Origin of the sequence: Burkholderia sp. Ac-20353 (assembly GCF_017104785.1) — a bacterium.
In the GTDB taxonomy this organism is placed as follows: Bacteria; Pseudomonadota; Gammaproteobacteria; order Burkholderiales; family Burkholderiaceae; genus Burkholderia.
Genome location: NZ_JAAGPL010000007.1, coordinates 73,769 through 96,102, shown reverse-complemented (window position 1 = coordinate 96,102; position 22,334 = coordinate 73,769). Strand labels below are relative to the sequence as shown.

Annotated in this window: 18 protein-coding genes; 10 read left to right on the top strand and 8 right to left on the bottom strand. The window is 61.2% G+C overall.

What is annotated here, in order from left to right; translation table 11 throughout:
- Positions 1-9: 9 nt before the first annotated feature.
- Positions 10-1,104, top strand: coding sequence for a porin (locus tag G3N94_RS03530; protein ID WP_205790704.1), 1,095 nt, complete (start codon positions 10-12; stop codon positions 1,102-1,104).
- A gap of 142 nt (positions 1,105-1,246) precedes the next feature.
- On the opposite strand, the gene G3N94_RS03525 is transcribed toward G3N94_RS03530, so the two are convergent.
- Positions 1,247-1,897, bottom strand: coding sequence for a GntR family transcriptional regulator (locus G3N94_RS03525; RefSeq protein WP_205790703.1), 651 nt, complete (start codon positions 1,895-1,897; stop codon positions 1,247-1,249).
- Between the two features lie 810 nt (positions 1,898-2,707).
- Here G3N94_RS03525 and G3N94_RS03520 point away from each other — a divergent pair.
- From G3N94_RS03520 to G3N94_RS03505, 4 genes are all read left to right on the top strand, one after another.
- On the top strand, positions 2,708-4,444 hold the full coding sequence (locus tag G3N94_RS03520; protein ID WP_205790702.1) for an NAD(P)/FAD-dependent oxidoreductase: 1,737 nt from the start codon (positions 2,708-2,710) through the stop codon (positions 4,442-4,444).
- A gap of 13 nt (positions 4,445-4,457) precedes the next feature.
- Positions 4,458-5,510, top strand: a complete 1,053-nt coding sequence (locus G3N94_RS03515) for an alcohol dehydrogenase (RefSeq protein WP_205790701.1) — start codon at positions 4,458-4,460, stop codon at positions 5,508-5,510.
- 106 nt (positions 5,511-5,616) lie between these two features.
- Positions 5,617-6,549 carry an alpha/beta hydrolase gene (locus G3N94_RS03510; protein WP_205790700.1) on the top strand — a complete coding sequence of 311 codons (933 nt, stop codon included), beginning with the start codon at positions 5,617-5,619 and terminating at the stop codon, positions 6,547-6,549.
- 126 nt (positions 6,550-6,675) lie between these two features.
- Positions 6,676-8,130 (top strand): NAD-dependent succinate-semialdehyde dehydrogenase, encoded by a 1,455-nt coding sequence (locus G3N94_RS03505; RefSeq protein WP_205790699.1) that lies wholly within the window; start codon positions 6,676-6,678, stop codon positions 8,128-8,130.
- 126 nt (positions 8,131-8,256) lie between these two features.
- Here G3N94_RS03505 and G3N94_RS03500 read toward each other — a convergent pair whose 3' ends face one another.
- The 5 genes from G3N94_RS03500 to G3N94_RS03480 form a co-directional block, all read right to left on the bottom strand.
- Entirely contained in the window at positions 8,257-9,729 is a 1,473-nt protein-coding gene (locus G3N94_RS03500; RefSeq protein WP_205790698.1) for a mannitol dehydrogenase family protein, read from the bottom strand.
- Positions 9,730-9,805: 76 nt separating this feature from the next.
- On the bottom strand, positions 9,806-10,909 hold the full coding sequence (locus tag G3N94_RS03495) for a porin (protein ID WP_205790697.1): 1,104 nt from the start codon (positions 10,907-10,909) through the stop codon (positions 9,806-9,808).
- A 38-nt stretch (positions 10,910-10,947) separates the two neighbouring features.
- Positions 10,948-12,480 (bottom strand): sodium:solute symporter family protein, encoded by a 1,533-nt coding sequence (locus G3N94_RS03490; RefSeq protein WP_205790696.1) that lies wholly within the window; start codon positions 12,478-12,480, stop codon positions 10,948-10,950.
- A gap of 139 nt (positions 12,481-12,619) precedes the next feature.
- The gene (locus G3N94_RS03485) at positions 12,620-13,804 is read right to left on the bottom strand and encodes an amidohydrolase family protein (protein WP_205790695.1); all 1,185 of its coding nucleotides are present in this window, start codon (positions 13,802-13,804) and stop codon (positions 12,620-12,622) included.
- Between the two features lie 52 nt (positions 13,805-13,856).
- Positions 13,857-14,612 (bottom strand): glucosamine-6-phosphate deaminase, encoded by a 756-nt coding sequence (locus G3N94_RS03480; protein WP_205790694.1) that lies wholly within the window; start codon positions 14,610-14,612, stop codon positions 13,857-13,859.
- Between the two features lie 315 nt (positions 14,613-14,927).
- Between G3N94_RS03480 and G3N94_RS03475 the strand changes: the two genes are divergently transcribed.
- Entirely contained in the window at positions 14,928-16,103 is a 1,176-nt protein-coding gene (locus G3N94_RS03475; RefSeq protein WP_205790693.1) for an ROK family protein, read from the top strand.
- Between the two features lie 82 nt (positions 16,104-16,185).
- On the opposite strand, the gene G3N94_RS03470 is transcribed toward G3N94_RS03475, so the two are convergent.
- A complete protein-coding gene (locus tag G3N94_RS03470; protein ID WP_205790692.1) occupies positions 16,186-16,908 on the bottom strand; it encodes an FCD domain-containing protein in 723 nt (240 codons plus the stop codon).
- Between the two features lie 245 nt (positions 16,909-17,153).
- Between G3N94_RS03470 and uxuA the strand changes: the two genes are divergently transcribed.
- Entirely contained in the window at positions 17,154-18,206 is a 1,053-nt protein-coding gene (gene uxuA, locus G3N94_RS03465) for a mannonate dehydratase (protein ID WP_205790691.1), read from the top strand.
- 378 nt (positions 18,207-18,584) lie between these two features.
- Here uxuA and G3N94_RS03460 read toward each other — a convergent pair whose 3' ends face one another.
- Complete coding sequence (locus tag G3N94_RS03460; protein ID WP_346778637.1) at positions 18,585-18,950, bottom strand: hypothetical protein; 366 nt, start codon at positions 18,948-18,950, stop codon at positions 18,585-18,587.
- A gap of 1,452 nt (positions 18,951-20,402) precedes the next feature.
- Here G3N94_RS03460 and G3N94_RS03455 point away from each other — a divergent pair.
- From G3N94_RS03455 to G3N94_RS03445, 3 genes are read left to right on the top strand one after another with little or no spacing between them, the layout of a single operon-like run.
- A complete protein-coding gene (locus G3N94_RS03455) occupies positions 20,403-20,867 on the top strand; it encodes a hypothetical protein (RefSeq protein ID WP_205790690.1) in 465 nt (154 codons plus the stop codon).
- Positions 20,868-20,876: 9 nt separating this feature from the next.
- Entirely contained in the window at positions 20,877-21,584 is a 708-nt protein-coding gene (locus G3N94_RS03450; RefSeq protein WP_205790689.1) for a P-loop NTPase, read from the top strand.
- Positions 21,574-22,290 (top strand): hypothetical protein, encoded by a 717-nt coding sequence (locus G3N94_RS03445; RefSeq protein ID WP_205790688.1) that lies wholly within the window; start codon positions 21,574-21,576, stop codon positions 22,288-22,290. Before G3N94_RS03450 ends, G3N94_RS03445 begins: the two co-directional genes overlap by 11 nt.
- Positions 22,291-22,334 lie beyond the last annotated feature (44 nt).

Below are 22,334 nucleotides of genomic sequence, written 5' to 3'. Positions count from 1 at the left end.
AGACGTTACGTGACTGCGACCGTGCTTTGCGCGGTCGCAGGGGGGGCGCACGCGCAAAATGTGACGCTGTATGGGATCGTCGATGGTGCGCTCACGATGGCTTGGCCGGGAAACGGCAGTCACACGGTTTTCCGGGAGGATTCGGGCGTCAGCAATGGAAGCCGTTTCGGTTTCCTTGGCAACGAAGATCTCGGCGGCGGGCTGCACGCGAAATTCCAGCTCGAGAACGGGTTTGCGACCAATACGGGAGTGGCCCAGCAGGGTGGCGCGATGTTCGGGCGTCAGGCGTGGGTCGGGTTGACGTCAGATCGCGGATGGAGCGTGACACTCGGCAGGCAGTACTCGCCGGTCGATATCTCGCTTGCGCTGAGCGACGCCGCCTCCCAGATCTTCTGGGGCAATACGCTCGTGACTGGAAACGGTATCTACCAGAGCCCGCTCGCGACGAGCGGTTCGGCAGGCCTCAACTCGACCGCCCGGATCAGCAATTCGCTGCTGGGCAGCTTCAGCCGCAGCGGTGTCGAATTGAAGGTCATCGGTTCGACCGGTGACCAGAACGTGGCGCGAACGGGCCTGTTGTACGGCACAAGTCTTACCTATTCGAACGACACGATCTATCTGACGGCCGCGTTCAATCGCTTCCGCCAGTATGCGGCCGATATTCCGGCGGACGCGGCGGGCGCGTGGCAGATGGAGGCGACATTCGGCGCGGTCTACCGCTTCGGATTCGGCAAGGTGTACGCCGGCTATTATTTCTTCAATCCATCGGAAACGAACAAGAATCTGACTGCGACGACCTTCACCAGCACCAGTACCTACTGGGTCGGAATCCGCATCCCGGTGTTCGTAGTCGACGACTTGATCGCTGAAGTGCTCCGCACTCGATTTAACTATGCCGACTCACACGGATCGGGAACGACCATCGGCGTGACCTACGCGCACTATCTTTCGAAGCGGACTACCGTGTACGTGACATTCGGTGAGGTCAACAACGCTTCGAATGCCGCGGCCATCCTGTGGGCGGGTACTGCGGTCGTGAATTATCCGGCGAAGCAGGGCGTGAATCCGCGGGCGTTTTCGATCGGCATCCGGCAGATGTTCTGAACGCGCACATGCGCTGCCACGCTGCGGACGCCAGCCGTCGGCTTGAGTGAGCCGGCGGCGCAGGCCGGCACGCCGGGCATGCGTCGTCGCGCGGAGGGATGGCAAGCCCGGCGGTGCAGCGCCGCGCGGGCGTAGCGTCGCTCTAGCCGAGTGCCTTCTTGATCGCGGCGGCGCCGCGCATCAGGTGCGTACGTGTGACGGCTTCCGCTGTCGCCTGATCGCGCTTCCACAGTGCGTCGAGGATGTCTCGATGCTCGGCGAACGCTTGTATGCGCTGGGCATCGGTATACAGCGTCAACGTCCGTGGAAAGACGGCAAACGGACTCATCCGATCCAGAATCTCGATCAGGCTCTTGTTGCCGCAGTGACCAACAATCTGCCGATGGAACTGGCGGTTGAGGTCGAGCAGGACGTCTGCATTCGCGTTCCAGTCTTTCGACAGCGTCTCGATCCGGTCTTGCAGTGCGTTGAGTGCATCGACGTCTGCGGTGTTGACCTGATGGGCAGCAAGGCCGACGGCCAATGGCTCGAGTTGAAGGCGAATTTGCAGGACCTCCGCGACTTTCTTGCGCAGGTCGATTACGACCCGCGTTCCGCTCGGCCGCGCCTCGACGAGACCGTCATCGAGCAGGCGCATCAACGCTTCGCGAACGGGGGTGCGGCTGACGCCAAGCCGCTCCGCGAGTTTCATCTCGGTCAACGCGGTACCGGCCGCAAATTCACCGGAAAGCAGCAGTCGCTGCAATTCCTCGTAGATCTGATCGCGCAACTGCGCTGCTTCGCTGGACGACATTGCCGAGCTGTTCCTTGGTTAACCTGAACGGATGACGATGATAGTTCAGTATACCGTACTTCGATACGGTATCGTGCCCGGGGTAAGCTGGTGCAATTCGGCGAGCAGCCTTTTTGTGTCATTCTGATGGTGTAGCCGTAGGCGTGGACTGCGACAGCTCCGGAGTTGCGGTCGAGCAATGCCGTGCCATTTGCACACCCGGGGCCAGCATCCCGTCGCGACAATTGCCGGCGATTGCCGTGGCGGACGCTGCCTGGCAGATTCCTCCGCAGCAGATCCCCCTTCAAAACAATGGCGGTAAAACGCCACCAGCCATGCCGCCTGTGACCGGCAATCCTGCCGGTCGAGATGCGTCGCGATGTGTGTCAACGGCATCACAAAGCCTGCGAGAACACCGACGCAACACCTTTCTGGCGGCATCTCGTCAACCCGACTCGGGAAAACCTTGATTTCAGCCCACACTTAAAGTGAATACTGTTCATATAAACGGTATCCCAAAATAAAATATGGTGTTCATGAGGTGGGGTGATCGCGGCGCCCGGGCGTACGCGGAATCATCTGCAAGTGACGGGGCGGCGGGCCGGCGATCAATGGTCACAGGCCGGCGCGAGCGCGCGAAACGACAGCTGCGTCGCACCCGATGGAGAAGCGGTTGACGGTTCACTAAGAGTGAGAAATGGAGAGACGCAACATGACAGGTAAAGGTATGGTGGCGAGCCAGCGCGGGAAAGGCGTGGCGACCGGCGCGCGCCGGTGGTGCAACGGATGCGGCGAGCGCGTCGTTGAGCCGCGTAGGGCGGGAGGTGCATCATGACGCTGCTGCGCAGGCCTGAAGCACAGGTGCACATCACCGAACGACATGACACGGATGTCGTGATCGTCGGGGCGGGTTTTGCGGGTATGTACATGCTCCACAAACTGCGCGCACTCGGACTGGCGACTATCGTTTTCGAACGCGGGGACGGGGTCGGCGGCACTTGGTACTGGAATCGCTATCCGGGCGCGCGTTGCGACATCGAAAGCGCGGACTACTCGTATTCATTCTCGGATGCGCTTCAACAGGAGTGGCGCTGGTCGGAGCGTTACGCTACGCAACCGGAGATTCTCCGCTACGTGAATCACGTTGCGGATCGCTTCGATCTGCGTCGCGATATCCGGTTCAACACGCAGGTAACGTGTGCGAAATTCGACGACTCCACGAGCACGTGGGAGGTATTAACCGATCGGGGCGAATGCGTCCGTGCACGCTTTCTCATCCTCGCGACCGGTTGCCTGTCGGTCGCAAATCTGCCTGATATTCCCGGGCGCGACGCGTACCAGGGTGACGTCTATCATACCGGCGACTGGCCACACGACAACGTGGATTTCTCGGGGAAGCGAGTGGCAGTAATCGGCACGGGATCGTCGGCGATCCAGTCGATTCCACTGATCGCCCAACAGGCCGATCGCGTCTTCGTGCTTCAACGCACCCCGAACTTCAGCGTGCCAGCCCGTAATGCGCCGCTTTCGGACGAGCAGGATCGCAAGATCAAGCAGCACTACGCGAAACGCAGGCAAGTCGCGCGCTACAACTCGGGCGGCGTGAATCGGTTCGACCCGACGGTCGGTGCGCTGGAGGTGCCGGCCGACGTGCGCGAGCGGGAATATGAGCGCAAATGGCGAGAGGGCGGCCTGAATTTCGCGTCGACATTCGCCGACCTGCGGGTTGACGCGGCCGCGAATGCGACCGCTGCGGACTTCATTCGCCGCAAGATCCGCGAGACCGTGCGCGATCAGAAAACGGCCGAGATGCTGACGCCGAACGGATACCCGTTCGCGGCGAAGCGGCCGTGTGTGGATACGAACTATTACGAGACGTTCAATCGGGACAACGTGACCCTCGTCGATCTGCGCCACGCACCGATTTCCGGGCTTACGCCGCGCGGCGTGCGGACCAGCACGGCGCACTATGACGTCGATGCGATCGTGTTTGCCACCGGGTTTGACGCGATGACGGGTGCGATTCACGCGATCGATATCCGCGGCCGGAACGGCAAGCAACTGCGCGAGCACTGGGGAGCCGGGCCTCGGACCTATCTCGGCCTGATGAGCGCCGGCTTTCCGAACCTGTTCATTGTTGCGTCGGTGGGCAGTCCTTCGGTCCTGAGCAACATGATGACGTCGATCGAGCAGCACGTCGACTGGATCTCGGCCTGTATCGAACGCCTTCACACCGAGCGCATCGGCACGATCGAGGCAGCCCCCGCCGCGGAGCAGACGTGGGTCGACCACGTCAACGTACTCTCCGCGGCGACGCTTTTCCCGCTGGGGACGTCGTGGTACATGGGCGCGAACATCCCGGGCAAGCCCCGCATCTTCATGCCGTACGCAGGCGGCGTCGGGCGCTACCGCGAGTTGTGCGAACGGATCGAGGCGCAGGGCTATCCGGGATTCCTGTTCGATCGCCGCGATCGCGATTCCCTCAATGGCGCGGCGCGATCGACGGCGGCCGACGTCGAATCGATCATCGACGCGAGCGCTCCTTTCGACATGTCGGCTTCCCGGTAAAGGATCGATGAACATGAAAAGTTTCCAGATTGCGCAATTCGGTGCGCCTCTCGTCGAGGCCGATGCGGCGACGCCGCAACCCGTCGGCAGCCAGGTTCTGCTGAAAGTGCTCGGCGCAGGCATGTGCCATAGCGACCTCCATATTTGGGAGGGATCCTACGAAATGGGCCACGGCCGCCAGCGTCTGTCGTTTTCGGAGCGAGGCATGAAGTTGCCGGTCACGCTGGGCCATGAAACGGCGGGCGAAGTCGTGGCCATCGGACCGGACGTCACGGACGTGAAGGTGGGCGACGCGCGACTTGTCTATCCATGGATCGGATGCGGTACGTGCTCAGTGTGCCGCGCCGGCGACGAACATATGTGCTCGAAACCGGCCTACATCGGCGTGCAGCAACCGGGCGGCTACGCCGACCACGTGATGGTCCCCCATGCGCGCTATCTGCTCGACCTGAGCGGCCTGGATCCTGTCGATGCCGCGCCATACGCGTGCTCGGGCATCACGGCATACGGAGCCGTGAAGAAAGTGCGCGACGCATTCGATTCGCCGATCCTGATCATTGGCGCGGGTGGGCTCGGGTTGATGGCGTTGTCGCTGCTGAAAGCGATGGGCGGGCGCGGCGCGATCGTCATGGATGTCGATGCGTGCAAGCGCGATGCCGCCATTCGCGCGGGCGCAATCGCGGCGATTGATGCATCGGCACAGAATGCGCTGGAACAGGTTCTGGCAATCGCCGGCGGCCCGGTGCGGGCGGCCATCGATTTCGTCGGAAACCCGGAAACGGCGACGCTCGGTTTCGACAGTCTGGCCAAGGGGGGGAAGCTGGTGATGGTCGGCTTGTTCGGCGGCGGCGCGCCGTGGCCGCTCCCGTTCATTCCGATCAAGGCGATCACAATCCAGGGAAGTTACGTCGGCAGCCTGCGCGAAACCCGGGAACTGCTCGATCTCGTACGCGAAAAGCAGCTTCGGCCGATTCCTGTTACGCGCTTCAGACTCGCCGGTGTCAATGAAGCGCTCGCGAACCTGCAGAACGGCAAGCTCGTCGGTCGAGGCGTGCTGGTTCCCTGAAACCGGCCTCTCGTCCACCCGTCGTTGCCGCTGTCCGCTTGGGTCCGGTTGCCGGGCAGCCGGCTGCGCGTGCGATCCGCGGTGCCCGCAATTATCAGGAAACAGGATGTCAATCGATCCCGAAATCAGGTCCTACGTGGCGCAGTTCGACCAGGCACTCGGCGGCCCACTTCATCGCCTCGAACCGGCCGTGTTGCGTGCGATCACCAGTCGTGCAGGGCCCGTCACAAGGCCCCCGGACGTTACTGTAAGCGACCGCCTTGTCTCGCACGCGGGACGCGAGGTGCGGGTTCGCATCTATCGCCCCGGCGGCGCATGGCGCGTGAGCCGCCGGGCGCTGCTGTTCTTTCACGGTGGCGGCTGGGTGATCGGCAGTGTCGACAGCTACGACGACGTCGCGGCCGACATAGCGTCGGCAGCACGCTGCACGGTAATTTCGGTCGATTATTCGCTTGCGCCAGAACATCCGTATCCCGCGGCAATGCGCGACGGCGAGGCAGTTGCCGAATGGTTCGGCACGCATGCCGCCGAACTGGGTGTCGATCCCGCGTACGTCGCGATCGGAGGCGACAGCGCCGGCGGCAATCTTGCCGCTGCACTGTGTGTCGGATACCGGGACCGCGGGCGTGGTGTGCCGTTCCGGTTTCAGTGGTTGCTGTATCCGGCGCTGGACGTCGACATCGACCGCCCATCGTACCGGTCGAATGCCGAAGCACCGATTCTCGGACGGGACACGATGATCTGGTTTCTTCGCCAGTATCTCGGAGACGGGTGGCAAGCGCCCGATGTCTATGCGGCGCCGTGCCGGGCCGGGGACCTTGCCGGTCTGCCGCCCGCATTCATTCATACCGCATCGTTCGATCCGTTGCACGACGAGGGCGTCGAGTTCGCTGAGCGTCTTCGCGTCGCGGGTGTGCGGTGCTCGCACCGCAACGCCTGCGACCTCGTGCACGGCTTCATCCGGATGCGAAACATCAGCGCGCGCGCCCGAATCGAATTTGCCGCCGCGTGTGCGGCGCTCGATGAAGGATTGTCGTAGTGGCGCGCGAACGACGTGATCGCGCCGCGCCGGAATTCACCGCAACGCCGCATTCGTTTTCCCGTTCAACCCTTCGAAGTTCCTCTTGCAACGCTGCCCGGCTTCCGGGCTGCTGGAGACCGATACATGAGTAACGAACAACAATTCCGCCACTATCCGGAAGTCAAGCTGTTCATTGGTGGCGAATGGCGGAGCGCCTCCGACGGCGGCAGCATTCCTGTCAGCGATCCCGCGACAGGCAAAGTGATCGGAACAGTCGCGCGCGCGACGCGCGTCGACCTGGAGCAGGCCGTGGATGCGGCGGAGAAAGGCTTCGAGCAATGGCGCGACGTGTCTCCGGTCGAGCGGGCCGCGATCCTGAGCAAAGCGGCGCAGTTGCTTCGTGCACGTATCGACGAAATCGCGTGGCTATTGACGCGCGAGCAAGGCAAGCCGCTTGCGCAGGCTGCAACCGAAATCGGTGCGTCGGCCGACATGACGGACTGGCTGGCCGAAGAAGGACGGCGAACCTTCGGGCGCGTGATTCCGTCCCGTGCTCCGAACGTGATGCAATATACGATGAAGCTTCCGGTTGGCCCGGTCGCAGCGTTGACGCCATGGAACTTTCCGGTCAACCAGGTGGCAAGGAAGCTTGCGGCCGCACTGGCTGCCGGGTGTTCAGTGATCGTCAAGGCCCCCGAGGAGACGCCCGCGTCACCGGCCGCGCTGATCCAGGCATTTGTCGATGCCGGCGTGCCCGCTGGCGTCGTCAATCTGGTCTATGGCGTGCCGGCAGACATATCGGCGTTCCTGATTCCTCACCCCGCGATCAGAAAGATCTCGTTCACGGGCTCGACGATCATTGGCAAGCATCTGGCGTCGTTCGCCGGCCAACACATGAAGCGGTCGACGATGGAACTGGGGGGGCACGCACCGGTCCTCGTATTCGACGATGCGGACATCGATTCCGCCGTCGACATCCTCGTCACGACCAAGTTTCGCAATGCCGGTCAGGTCTGTGCGTCTCCGACGCGCTTCCTGGTCCAGGAGAAGGTCGCCGACCGCTTTTTCGACCGGTTCGTCACAGCGGCACAAGCGCTGCGGATCGGCAACGGGCTGGACCCGGACGTCCAGATGGGGCCGCTGGCGAATACTCGGCGGGCTCCAGCTCTCGAAGCGCTGGTGGACGATGCGCTCGAACACGGCGCGAAGCTGGTGACCGGCGGCCGCCGCTTCGACGGGCCCGGAAATTTCTTTCCGCCGACAGTGCTCGCAGACGTGCCCGCGACTGCCCGAATCATGAATGAGGAACCATTCGGCCCGGTCGTGCTGTTCAACCGCTTCGGCACGCTGGACGAGGCGATCAAGGAGGCGAATCGCCTGCCGTACGGCCTCGCGTCATACGCCTACTCGCGATCGGCGGCGACGATCCATGCGGTCAGCACGCGCGTGGTCGCCGGCATGACGACGATCAATCACAGCGGGCTTGGTCTGCCGGAAGTACCGTTCGGCGGGGTACGGGATTCAGGCTATGGCGAGGAAGGCGGGCCCGACGCAGTCGAACCATATCTCATCAGCAAGTTCATCACGATGGCGGCGTGAGCCGGTGATGGCTGCGTCAAGCGCCGGTGCTACCCGCGCCCGCGCTTGACGCTTGCGCTGCCGACGATGGTGCGGCCATGTAGGTCACTCGAACGTATGGCGTGACGATCGAGTGCGGCAAGGCAGTCAACGATATTTACGTATCGCGTTGCGCACGCCGGCTTGCAGCGCGGCGACGGCCTGCTGCACTTCACACACGAAGTGTTCATGCGACGCGAGCGATTCCGGAAAGATCTCACGCACGGCAAGCAGGCGATTCACGGTCGCCGCCGGATTATCGCCCGTTGCCCTGGCGATCCGAACAAGTCGGTCGCTCATCGGATCGCTGATCGGGTACGGGGTGCCTAGCTCCGACTCGCCGCGCAAATGGCGCATCCACGCAGCAACTGCCAGTGCGAGGCGGCGAATCGAGGCTCCGGCTGCGAGCCGTTCCCGGAGTGGCGCGAGCAGGCGCTGCGGCAGCTTCTTGCTCCCGTCGGCGGCAATCTGGTCGCAACGATGCCTGAGTGCTGGATTGGCGAGGCGCTCCAGTAACGTGTCGCGGTAGGCATGCAGGTCGAACGAAGCAGGAACCGTAAGCGTTGGCGCAATCTCGTCGGTCATCATCGCGCGAATCAGCGCATGCATCGGTTCATCGGCGACCGCTTTGTCGACAGTGGAGAAGCCGGCAATCATCGACAGATATGCAATGGCGGAGTGCGAGCCGTTGAGCATGCGGAGCTTGGCCTGCTCATAGGGTGTCACGCTCTCGACGAACTGAGCGCCCGCACGTTCCCACGCAGGGCGACCATGCGGGAAGCGGTCCTCGATCACCCACTGACGGAAGAATTCGCAAGACACCGCCAGTTCGTCCCGCACGCCCAGTTGTTCGGCGGCATCGGCAAGGTCGGAGCCCGTGGTGACTGGCGTGATGCGGTCGACCATTGTCGACGGGAAGGGCACCGATTCGGCGATCCAATCTGCCAACTCCGGTTGGACGAGGCGGGCGAAATCCAGCACGGCGCGTCGAAGCGCTTCGCCATTGTGCTGCAAGTTGTCGCACGACATCACCGTGAAGGGTGCGGTATGGCGCTGCGCCAGCGCCGCCACCAGCACGCCGACGGCGGTGATCGGCTTGTCTGGATGTTCCAGATCGTGGACGATGTCCGGATGCAATGTGTCGAGTCCTTCACCACCAGCGGCGAGACAATAACCCTTCTCCGTAATGGTCAGCGACACGATCCTGACGCCAGGATGACGTAGCCGCGAGAACACAGCGTCAAAGTCGTGCGGCATCGCGAGCATCTCCGTGATCGATCGCACGATATGCACGCGCGTGTCGTCACGGCTTCGCTCGATGACGCTGTAGAGACCGTTCTGAGCTGCGAATGCGTGTCGCCTGGCGATATCGCCACGCATTAGCACGCCGCAGATGCCCCAATCTCCTCCCGCCTGGATCATGGCGTCTTCGGTAAAGGGTGCCTGGTGGGCGCGATGAAAGTTGCCGGGCCCCAGGTGGACGATGCCGATGCCGGGAGTGCGCCATTGCCGGCTCGAAAGATACGCCTGGCATTTTCCAAGCGTCGTTGTGCTCAGTCTCGGTTGAGCGTGTGCGTTCATGCCCGTATGTCCTTGGTGTTTGCGAGATCGGCGCTTGCGGCCGGAATTTTGTCTACCGGCTCGGTCGACCGATCGTTCAGAATGCGTGATTCACGCCCGCATAGACGCCTGTCTGGGAATGGCCAGGCGGCGGGTTGTCGAAATTGCCATTGTTCGCTCCCGGGGCATTTGGCTCGACGGAAAACGTGCTGCCGTCCGAATTGCGCACATATCCGGCCGTCACATAGAGAAACGTACGCTTCGACAGGTTGTACGTTGCCCCCAGTTCATAGAGCGCCGCATGTCCATGGCCATCGTGTGTCGCATCGGCCGAACCCGGACCGACCCGCACGTAATACGCAGCGGCTGTCAGTGTCAGTTCCGGACTTGGCCGGTAGTTGCCGCCGAGCCATGCGTGATCGGCGTGGTGTGCCAGCCCCGGTGGCGTATCCGGTGCATCCATTCGCGTGTAGACCGCCTGGACCGTGAAATCACCGACGTTGACCATGCCTCCGAGAATATATTCGCGCGATGCCGTGAATACGTTCGAGAATCGTCCGTTGCTGTCGCGCATTTCGTCGTAGATCGCGCGAACGGCGACTGCATTCGAACGGTAAGTTAGCTGCAGACCATTCGAGCGGCCAAATCCGCCAGGTGCGCCGCCATTGAAATTTCCCGCCTGATTGCCAAACGAGAACTGTCCATACAAGTCGAAGCCGTAATAGGCCGGGCTCTGATAGGAAATATTGTTGCTGGTCTTCTGTCCGTTGCGATTGCGCACCAGGGAACCGGAGCTGAACAGTTGTTGCACGAACGGGTCCAGCATCGCCACGCCATTGGCGATGAAAAGATCCCTGCCAAACCTGATCGATCCGGCGCTGTCACTGGACATTCCGAGAAAGGACTTGCGGTAGCTCGAGGCCTGCACGCCGTTCATCGCATTGAAGCCCTGCGAGATGAAGAAGAATGCGCGGTTACCGCCACCAAGGTCCTCGGTACCGCTGAGGTTGAGCATGCTGGTACCCCAGTCCCCACTTTGCGCTGAGAAGCGTGATGCGGTTGTGCCATAGGACGTTCTCACGTTCGTCAGGTAAGCGGCACCGGCGTCGACACGGCCGGACAGCGACACGCTTGTTTCCGCGTGGGCGAATGTCGGGCAGACGAGACACGCACAACAGAGAACCCAATTCTGCGACTTCATGACCTCAACCTCGTATCCAGTGTGAATTCCGTGAGCTGTCACGCGATCACGTTCTTTGCGGTTTCCTCGCGGACACCATCGTCACTGGCAGCGAGGCTGTCGATCAATGCATCGGCTCGAGGATTCGACGCGGGCATCACGAGCCCGGAAACGACATAAACGAGCACGGAGCAGAGCAGCGGAACACCGACAGCAAGCGTCGTGCTCCACTGCGGGTAGCCATGGGCGATCTCGGTCGAGAACAGGTACCGGGTGCAGACGAATCCGACGAGGCCGGCAATCCACGAGCCGATAGCGGCTGCCGGGCCTGACGCGCGAAACGCGGGCAGCATCCCCAGCAGCATCGGCACGGCCATCGGTCCCACCAGTGCGCCATACCACAGCAGGATCAGACCGACAACGCCGCCGAACGAATCGGAAACGAGCGATATCACGATGCTCAACGAGATGAACAGGAACACGCTGACGCGGCCGTGCAACAATTCCGCGCGGCTCCCCGCGCGGCGTGCACCTTTCCAGATCACCGGAAGGATGTCGCGCGTGATCACGGCCGCGACTGCATTCGCATCGGACGACGTCATCGCCATCGTGTGGGCGAACATGCCTGCCAGGACAAGTCCGACAAGGCCCGGCGGGAGGAGCTTCGCAGTCAGCAGCGCGTAGGTCTCGCTCGGGTCGCTCAAGTTGGGGAAGATCAGCGGCGCGGCCCACATCGGGAAGAAGAGAACCAGCGGCCACACGAGATAGAGCGCGGCAGACAGCAGAGCTGCGCGGCGTGCTTCCGGGCCGGACGGCGCGGCGATGAAGCGTTGCGCGAGGTTCCACGTTCCGCCGTTGTAGGACAACGTGTTGACGAGCAGATAGGCAAGCGCGAACAGCGGCGTGTATTGGCCGTTGAAAAGATGGGAATGCTCGGGAGGCAGGCGGTCCCAGACGGTCCAGAGTGCGGAGCATCCGCCCAGCTTCGCGAGCACGGCCACCAGCATCGAGATACCCGCAAGCAACTGGACGATGAACTGGCTGAGGTCCGTCAACGCATCCGCCCATAGTCCGCCGAATACCGAGTAGATCAACGTCACGGCCCCGGTGAGCAATACACCCCACATGACCGGCACTCCGGCCAACACGTTGAGCAGCAACGCGGTCGCGGTCCATTTTGCGCCGACGTCGAACAGTTTCAGCAACGATCCGCTCCAAGCTAGCGCTTGCTGTGTCGGAATGTTGTAGCGGGTCGCTAGATATTCGGTCGGCGAGACAACATTGAGCCGGGAACGCATTCTCGACCATCGCGGCGCAAAGTAGATCGAGCCAACGACAAGCGCAATGCAGATTGAGAAAGCCCACCAGACGTATACGTTGAAGCCCGTCGTGTAGGCGATTGCCGCGAAGCCGACGAATACCGCCGAGCTGTAGCCGGACATATGGTGGGAAATGCCCGACAGCCACCATGGCATCTTGCCGCCTGCAGCAAAGAAATCGTCGGCGGACTTCACTTTCGTCCGTGCGTAGATGCCGGCTCCCAACATCATGAAAAAGTAGGATCCCATGACAAGCCAGTCGAGTAACTTCACGGAAATCTCCTTGCGAACGTGCCGCTTGATTGTGCACGTAAGTTAGTTATGCAAATTAAGATGAACGGCCGATCCAGTTGAAGAATCGGTCGCGACGACGTGTTCCCTGCCTGATGGATCGAATCGAGTGCGTCTTGCCTTATCCGGCAGTAAGCGATACGGGCGGCATGGCCTTGTCTCGTCTGTCCATGACATCGCCCCCCGCTACCCAAGCGCCGTCGATCTGTATGGAATCAGCGCCCGGCTGCCAATGGAAGCGAATGACGTCGGCACGCGCACCGACACGCATGACGCCGCGTCCGTGGACAAAGCGGCCGGGATTGACCGTGGCCATTGCGATCGCATCGGCGAGCGAAAGTCGGGCAAGTCGAACCGCTCGCGCCACGCAGGTGCCAAGCAGGGTTGCGGAACCCGCAAGGTAGTCAGTGCCAGCCAGTTGCAGGCGGCCGTCGGGGGACAACGATACCAGGCCGCCGATCGACGAAAGATGATTGCCGGGGGGAAGTCCGCCCATGCTCGTCACGTCGGAAACCAGCACGCTGCGCTGTATCGATTTGGAGCGGAGCATCACGTTCAATGCGTCGGCCGGCAAATGGTGTCCGTCGACGATGAAGGACGCATGCAGACGATCTTCTGCAAGCTGTGTCCATAGACAGTTCCGGTGACGATGCAGCGACGTGTGCGCGCCGTTACCCAGATGCGTGGACATGCTTGCGCCCGCATCGACAGCGGTCACGACCTGTTCCGGCGTTGCGTCCGTATGACCAATGCAGACATGGACGCCACGCGCGACGAGGTGCTCGACATACATCCGTGTGCCGTCCCAGTGCGGCGACAGCGTGACCATGCCCACGAGGCCGCCGCACGCGCGCTGCCACCGGTCGAATTCCGCCATGTCCGGCGCGCGCACATGCTCCCGAGGATGGGCGCCGCGCGGGCCGTCGGATTCCGCCAATGCGGGCCCCTCGATATGCGCGTACGGAATCATGTATGCCGTGAGCGGATCTCGAGCCCGTGCAACTGCGATTGCACGGAGCTTGGCGATGATTTTTTCTTCCGGTGACGTGATTAGCGTGGGCACGAACGTCGTGACGCCGTGGCGACTCAATTGAGCAGCGAGGGCAATCACGGTTTCCGGCGCGAGCACGTCGCCGTTCAGATCGTGTCCCGCATATCCATTGACCTGGAGGTCGATCAGCCCCGGCGTCAGCCATGCCAGTTCGTCTTTCGGGCCGGGGCGTATCGACGCGATGCAGCCACCTTCCAGATGAAGCAGCAGGCTGCGTCCGGTGGCTGGGTCCTTGCCGGTAATGGTCTGGCTCACTATCGTACCTGTAGATCGTTGCGTCATTGAGATGGATAAGGATGGGGGCGAATCAAGGCGATTCAGGCGCATTGCCGAGCCCGGACGCTGACGCAGGATCGAGAAACAGCGTGCATTGCGGGTGGCGTTGCGCAATCGATGCGGGAAGCATCGCCGTTACGCCGCCGTGCACGGCCCCCTTCACGGCGCGGGCCTTACGGAGATCGGGGACGGACAGGATCAGCGTCTGGCTCTTCATGATCTGAGCAATCGACATCGAAATGGCTTCCCGCGGCACGGCTTCGATGGTCGGAAACCATCCTTCGTCGAACTGTTGACGCCGGCAAGCTTCGTCGAGTTCGACACGCAGGTAGGGCTGGTCCGTCTGAAAATCCGCGGGCGGGTCGTTGAATGCCAGATGGCCGTTCTCGCCGATGCCCGCGAAGCAGACGTCGACAGTACGATCCCGAAGAAGGCCGTTCAGGCGCTTCAGTTCCGCGTCGACGTTGGCCGTGCATCCGTTGATCGCGGTGAACCCACGTAGCCGCGGCAGCCGTGTAACGAATCGGTCGTTCAAATAGCGCCGGAAACTCGCCGGATGGCTGGCCGGTAGTCCAATGTATTCGTCGAGATGAAATGCATCGACGCATGACCAGTCGATATCCGTCATGTTGACCAGCGCGTCGAGGGTGTCGATCTGGCTCGTGCCCGTCGCGACGACGATCGTGGCTTTACCCTTTGTCTCGAGCGAGGCCCTGATGGCCGCAGTTCCGGCGTCCGCCGCCGCTTTGCCCAACACAGTCTTGTCCGGTGATACGACAATTTTCATGAGTGAGTCCTTCGATATGGCGGCAGGACCGCCAATGCCTTGTTGAAACTATCCGCATGGGCGTTCGACACGTCCGCGCAGCTCGCTTTCGATAAATATAAACATACACGTTCAAAAATAATGTAGGTAGTTTTTCCGATGGGATCAGCTGTAGCGTATGGTCAAGATGGCTTGCGAGCGACCGGAGGCGTCAACCCCGCATCCCTGTGTACCTCGTGGCCGGATGTTTTATAATTCCCGGTGTTCACAAAATTTGGCGCGCTCGATGGCGCGTGCTGTCTAACTATGAGCGTTGGAGATTTGGGAAGTCGCGACGTGATCCATGCCGGTGCGGTCAACGACCCCGCGGTGTCGTGGGGCATCGGCAGCGACAAGGCGCGAATCCTGTCAGAAGTCCTGCAGGGACGTGCAGCGTCGCGCCAAGAGCTTGTGCAGATTCTCGGACTGCGCTCGACGTCCGTGTCGGAGTTCGTTGGAGAGTTACTGGAGCAGCGGTTGCTCGTCGAGACGGTCAATCGGCGGCCGACTCGCGGAAGGCCTACGCTGGCACTGGTCGGTAATTCGCATCGTCTCGCAGTGCTGGTATTCCATGTAATTGGCCAGTCGATCCAGGCGTCCGTCGTCAATTTGCTTGGTCAGACGACGGCGCAGGTTTCGGCAGAACTCCCACCGGGCTGCGACAACGCCCGGATAGCTGAGAGCTTCGACAGCTTGCGCACTGAGCTCGTCGAGCACACACCCGAGACGACAGACCTGGCAGGCGCTAGTTTCTCGCTGCCAGGTCTGATCGACGCCGAAAACGCCACCTGGATTTTCTCGTCGCGCTGGCCCCAGATGCGACGTCTGGATTTGCGCAAAGTCCTGCGCAAATGGAACAAACCCGTGTTTGCGTACCGCAATCTCGATGCCGAATTGCGCGCGCGTCTGATGTACGACTCGACACCGTCGGATCGCACGCTGTTGGTACATTGGGGATACGGCATCGGTGCTGCGTTTGCGTTGAAAGGCGTTCCGATATTTGGAGGTGCAGGCGGATTCGGGGAAATCGGCCACTGGCGGGTTTCGCAGTCGGGGGCGCGTTGCCGATGTGGCAGGACTGGATGCCTTGAGACCGAATCGGCGTTATGGGCGGTCGGTCCGAAGCTGCTTGGATCGCGGTTCAACCCGGCAGCGGACGAGTCCGCGACGGTCCTTCAGCTGGAAGAGATGGACTTGTCGTCTTCCACGGTCGCGTCGAATGCACTGGACAGTTTCGTGCTGGCACTGGGCAATCTCTGTCGTGTGCTATTTCCCACCCGGATCATCGTATCCGGTCCCTTTGTCGCCAACCTGTCGCTGCGCCATGCGCTTCGCGCGTCGTTCGAGCGCGAAGGTGTGCTGCTCGACCTGCCCATTCCGGAGCTGATTTGCGACCATCAGAGCCGTCGCCTGGAATTGGCTGGGGCGGCAGGGCCGGCTTTGGGCGCTTGCCTGCAGCGCATGAATATCTGAGCCGCCATTGCGGGATTCCGCAACGGCAAACGGGATCCCGGTTGCCCGGCCTGTCAGCGCGTACAAATTCGAATCACGACCGTCATCGCCATGCCTGCGTGAATTCAGCAATAACGCGCGCAAGGTGCGCGTGCATGGCTTCGCGCGCGGCAGCGGCGTTGGTGGCGACAATTGCCGAGAATATTCGCTGATGGTCGTCCTGCGACGCCGCGCGCAACGCCGGCGAGTGAAAGTGCTCCTCGATCTTGTCCCACAGCGGGTCGCTGCGCGCGCAGTCCCACATCGCGGTGACCATGTGCAGCAGCACCGTGTTGCCGGTTGACTCGGCGATGCGCAAGTGAAACTGGCGGTCAGCGGTGTCGTAGGCTGCCTTGTCGTCCATCTGCTCGCGCATCGTCGTCAGCGCGACGAACAGCCGGTCGAGATCAGCATCGTTGCGCTCGGTCGCCGCGAGCGCAGCGATTTCCGATTCGATCAACCCGCGCGCGCGCAGCGTCTCGATCGGCCCTGGGCCGCGCGGCACCTCAAACGTCACGGGCCGTGCGCCGTCGGTCGCCGACACATAGATGCCCGACCCGATCCGCACCTCCACAATCCCCTGAACTTCGAGCGCGATGATTGCCTCTCGCACTTGCGTCCGGCTGACGCCGAACCGGTCGGCCAAGCTGCGCTCCGACGGCAGTCGCGCGCCCGCCTCGACCGCGCCGGCCGCGATCATTGCGTGGATCTGGCGGGCCAGACCGATATAGGAGCGGTCCGCGGCGTCTGCGTCACGGTTGCCGGGCAGGTTGGATAAATCGGTCATCGAACACTCGCAACGGGCTTGCCGCCGCCACCCGTGGCGCCGGATCGAAAAATGGTACACCAATTTATCTCAGCGCTGAGCAAGGATTGATAAACCTCACGCGTTTGCTCAAACCTGGGAACGATGCCTGCGTTGGGCAACTGGTAAACCACTACGTTGGCAAAGTGGTATGCCAATTATAATGCGTGAGCCCAGTGGCCGGGCCAACCGTCCGCCGCACGAACCGCCAGCAAGGAGCTGATTCAATGAAGATGTCTTTCCGTTGGTATGGCGAGTCCGATCCGGTCTCGCTGCAGTACATCCGCCAGATACCAGGCGTGACGCACATCGTGTCCGCGATCTATGACGAACCGGTCGGCGAGACCTGGCCCATGCCCAAGATCGACGCGCTGAAGGCGACGATTGAGCAGGCCGGCCTGTGCTTCGAGGTCGTCGAATCGGTGCCCGTGCATGAGGACATCAAGCTCGGCAAGCCGGACCGCGCCCGCCTGATCGCGAACTACCAGCAGACGATCCGGCATCTCGGCGCGGCCGGCGTCCGGGTCATCTGCTACAACTTCATGCCGGTGTTCGACTGGACCCGTACCGAGCTGTCGAAGACGCTCGATGACGGCTCGACGTGCCTCGCGTTCAGCACGGAAGCAGTTGACGGGATTGACCCGAACCAGGGCATCGCGCTGCCGGGGTGGGACTCGAGCTATCGCCCGGACGAATTGCAGGCGCTGCTCGCCGAATACCGCGAGGTCGACGAGGCTCGGCTGTGGGCGAACCTCGAGTACTTCCTGAAGGCGATCATCCCGGTCGCCGCGGAAGCCGGTGTGAAGATGGCGATCCACCCGGACGACCCGCCGCGCCCGATCTTCGGGTTGCCGCGCATCGTCAAAAACCGCGACGATCTTGCGCGGATCGTGCGCATCGTCGACTCGCCCGCCAACGGGCTCACGCTCTGCTCCGGCTCGCTCGGCGCGGGGCCACAGAACGACGTCGAGGCACTGGTGCGCGAATTCGGCGGCATGGGGCGCATCCACTTCGCACACATCCGCAACGTGAAGGTCGACGCAAACGGGGACTTCGAGGAAACCGCGCACCTGTCGAGCTGCGGTTCGCTCGATATCGCCGCGATCGTGAAGGCCTATCACGACACGGGCTTCTCGGGCTACGTGCGCCCGGACCACGGCCGAATGATCTGGGGAGAAACCGGCAAGCCCGGCTATGGCCTCTACGACCGCGCACTTGGTGCCGTCTACCTGAACGGTCTGTGGGAAGCAATGGACAAATTCGACCGCCGGCCGGACTGACCCGTTCGCCGAGGGCAGGTTGATAGAAAGGTACGGGCCGCCTTTTTTTAAGCGTTCGCGTATCAAGGCGACAGGAATTGAGTGTTTTTGTCGGCACGAGGCTGGTGTGAGGACGATTTCGCTGCTCAAAACGACGAGAATTGGTTGTCAATCCGCGATATCAATTGCTGAACTCCACATGGGAAGCTGATCTTCTACAGTTGGATCAGGGTGGACGACCCGGCAGGGCTGTTTTGACGGTGGCCTTGATCGGATGGTGAGGAGACTGCTGGTTTTGAGGCGAAACGAGGCTGCAGTTTCGGTCTGTCGGGTTCATTCATCGATTGATAAACCACGCTGGCCCAACCTTAAATGTCGCGTAGAGCAGAAGCAGCAGGATCATTGCGAGAAACGGGAGGATGTAGATTCCCGCCGGAAAAACAGTACGAGTTGGAGCGCCGATCCGGCCGCCCCATACGGTAGATTCGTGTCCCGGACGTTTTGGTAGATCAACCAGATGACCGCCGCAAGTCCCATCGTCATGAGAATCAGGCCACCCGATGTTGGTTCATGATGCAGAAATGCTGAGCCCCACGTGAGAAAGCCCCGCCAAAGGAAACTGATGCCAACGGACGCAAGCCAGAATCCTTGTGCAGTGAAAAAGCTGTATCGGAAGCGGCGTCGGCATTGCCGGTTGAAGAGTTGGATGCCTTTGGAAATTCCGGTAATAGTGCCAATGATAATCGCAAGGTGCAGAAGCTCCATGGGATATTCTCCCGGAAATTCAACTCGATCGTATCGCTAGTGCGGCTGATCGGGAAGGACTGGCAGAAAGGGTTGGATATGGGAAGGTGCTTTTACCGTAATAGATGGCAGTGCATGTAAATGCAACGATCCCTATTTATGGATATTTTTGAATGTTGTTTTGCTGATCTTATTTTTCATAATGGAAAATTTTCCCCGTGATTGAGGCTGCTGGCGCATGAATGCCACGTCGATACATCGCGACCCAACGCTCAACAGTTTCGATATGCCTTTTGGTAGGGCGCGGTCGTATCGATCAAGGAGTAACTGGTGCCATGGGCCGTTATGACGCTTCAGGAATTTTTTGAATATATTCCGTCAAACGAAGAAGCTCCATTGCGATCGAATTTGGACAATATTGGAATATCGATCTTGGTGATGAGTCGGTTGTCTCTCGTTGCGAACGCAGATTGATCGTCAGTCGCTAGAAAGATCAAGGCTGCAACAAGTTCAACGTCCTCGCCCAGGCGCCCATCGGCCGCAGATGCCTCTGAGCAACGGCAAGACTATAGGACAACACCGTGTCCTTGCCGTGTTGCACGAGCCCGGTCGTTCCTAGCCGTCAACCATCGTAACCGTACAACTTCATGCAGGTCGCCCCGCGCGGTTGGCGGTATCGATGATCGACGGGGGCGAATTGCTTAAGTACTCGATTCTGTCGTCCCTCAGGCTTTACTGCGACACGTCACGCTGCAGGCATCGCATACGGTGCCCAAAACCGGCGCAAGCCTATCCTGCCATCCCTCCTTTTCGTGTCTTTAACGTTGTTGCTCTCAAATCCCGTGAGCGTGGCGGATCGTCGTTACGCAGATAGATAGCCTACTCCCTGCAAAACACTATGCGCGTCCGCGCAGGAAAACCACGCGACTCGCGCAACAAAATGAACCACTTTCCGCGAAAGGCAAGGCGGGCGCGTGGACACAACTCCGAGCCCTCGTGCAAATCAGTTGATCACTTGACTCACGAAGACTAAACACTGAGCGCTGCATACAAGAATGGCCTGCCGTGTGTTGCGCAAAAAGTGGATGCGCCAATTCGCGAGGGTGTCGGCGCTCGCGAAAAATGAATGAGTCGGCCTCGACGTGTATGTGCAGGAAACTTGCGTCGGCCGTGTACATCGTGGCCAGTGCCGTGATCATCGCCCATATGATCATGAGCGTCCGATTTCAAAGGCAGTTCGTTACCAACGGACAGTGATCGTTCGTTCGATCGGAGGCGCCACGTCGATGCCGATCTATGCGCGCTAATAAAGGTCTGTTGGCTACGCACGATGGTGCAAAAAAATTTTCGATTCCGGGCAATTCCGGCTTGTTCCGGTGTGTTCCGAACACTTGAACTGAGCCAATTCTCGGGCGTTGACGGCAGTGATTCCCGCCAGCAAGATGGAACGAAGGCAATGCGTTGAGGCAGATCATGCCGGTCGTGAAGCGCTTTACTCAAGCCCAATGGGACGCTGCGGCTCGCCGTCTCGACGCGCTGCCGGAAAAGCCTGCGCACGAGCATCGCGTCAACGTGCGCGATGCTGTGAAGTCGATGCAACCTCAGATCAGCGGCGCACAACGAAAAGGGTACACACTGGAAGAGATCGTCCAGCAACTGGCGCAGGAGGGCGTGGACATCAGCTCAAGTACGCTGCGATACGCGATGCAACGCACTGCGAAAGAAAGCAGGTCTGAGCCCGTTGGGAAGACCATCTCGACGGCTCCGACGAACGCATCGCGTCGTGCCAAGAAATCCAACCCGACGAGGCCGTTACGCGTGGACGGCACGGGGAATGAATCTGAGCAGGATCGGGGAAAGGCGGTAACCAAGCCGGGGGCAATGGTGATTCAGGACGCGTTCTCGTTCGAGATCACACCCGATACCGAAAACCTGTAGAGGACGCATATGGCGACGACGTACCCCATTTATCTGGTTGGCGGAAGTAAGGGTGGTGTGGGCAAGAGTTTTGTCTCGCTCGCGCTGGCTGACTACATGCAACGGCATGATGTTCCGGTCGCGCTGGTGGAAACCGATACGTCCAATCCCGACGTGATGAAATCCGTCCAGGACGAGATGCATTGCATCGCCTATGACCTGGACGAGGCGGACGGCTGGATCGGTCTGGTCAACTTCTGCGACGAACGCCGGGACGCCACCCTCATCGTGAACACAGCAGCGCGCAGTCAAACAGGTGTCGCCCGCTTTGGCGCCACGCTCGCGGATACGCTAGGTGAACTTGGGCGCCAGCTCGTCGTGCTGTGGGTGATCAACCGGCAGCGCGACAGCCTCGAATTGCTGCATGCCTTCAGTTTAACCTTTCCCAACGCCGTCACGCATGTGGTGCGAAACGGTTATTTCGGTGCGCCCGACAAGTTCACGTTGTATCAGGCGTCACAACTTCGCAAGAGCATTGAGGCAAGAGGGCATTCGATCGATTTCCCGGATCTGGCGGATCGCGTGGCTGATGAGCTTCGTAGTCGGCGGATGTCGATCCGTAAGGCGTCGGAAACAATGCACATCGGGGAGCGGGCGGAGCTGCTGCGCTGGCGGCGTCTGTGCGACACGATGTTCGCGAAGGTGATCAGTACCGACGGGGCCGCCCATGAGCCGTAGACGATCGCAATCGGTCGATTCATTCACCCGCCTGTTTCACGACGTGTCCGGCGATGTCCCGGACGAAGCCAGTCTGGCCCGGATGCATCGGGTGTCGAGGGTCTTGAACCTGCAGGACAATGACGCACTCTGGTCGATTATCGTCGTGCTCGAATACTACGCGCGTCTGTATGAGGCGATGCCCGAACGTATCCGGTGGGCGAGCGAGGGTAGTCTCGAAGCGGCGCGCCGTGAAGTTGGCGGCGCGACCGATGCGCTGATGCAACAACACCGCGACGCGCTCGATCGGTGCAAGACGACGATCCAGTTGGCGGAAAATCTGATACAGGAACACGAGGCGCGGTACCGGGCTACATTAGCGACTCTGAATGAGACGGCACTGACAGCCTTAACGGCACGCATGGCCAGTCAGGTTGCGCGCACGGCCGGTAATCGAATGATTGGGGCGGCTGCGATGTCCGGGCGCGAGCAACGTGAGCGATTGGATGAGGCAATCGACGCGGCGGCGGCGCGGGCGGAGGCGATGGCCACCGAGATGGAACGGCGTTTTGCACGCTCGATGCGCCGCCTATTGCTGGCGGGCGGTGCTGTCCTCTGCCTGATGCTGCTGGTCGCCGGTGGGTGGGGGGATGGGCGAATGGGTTGTCATTCGGCGGGCGCGGATTGTCGCGCGACGCAGCTTCGGCAGGCAGACGGCAAACCCTAACGGGTGTTGCCGTCTGCTGTGCCGCGTCATCGGCACGAGCGGGG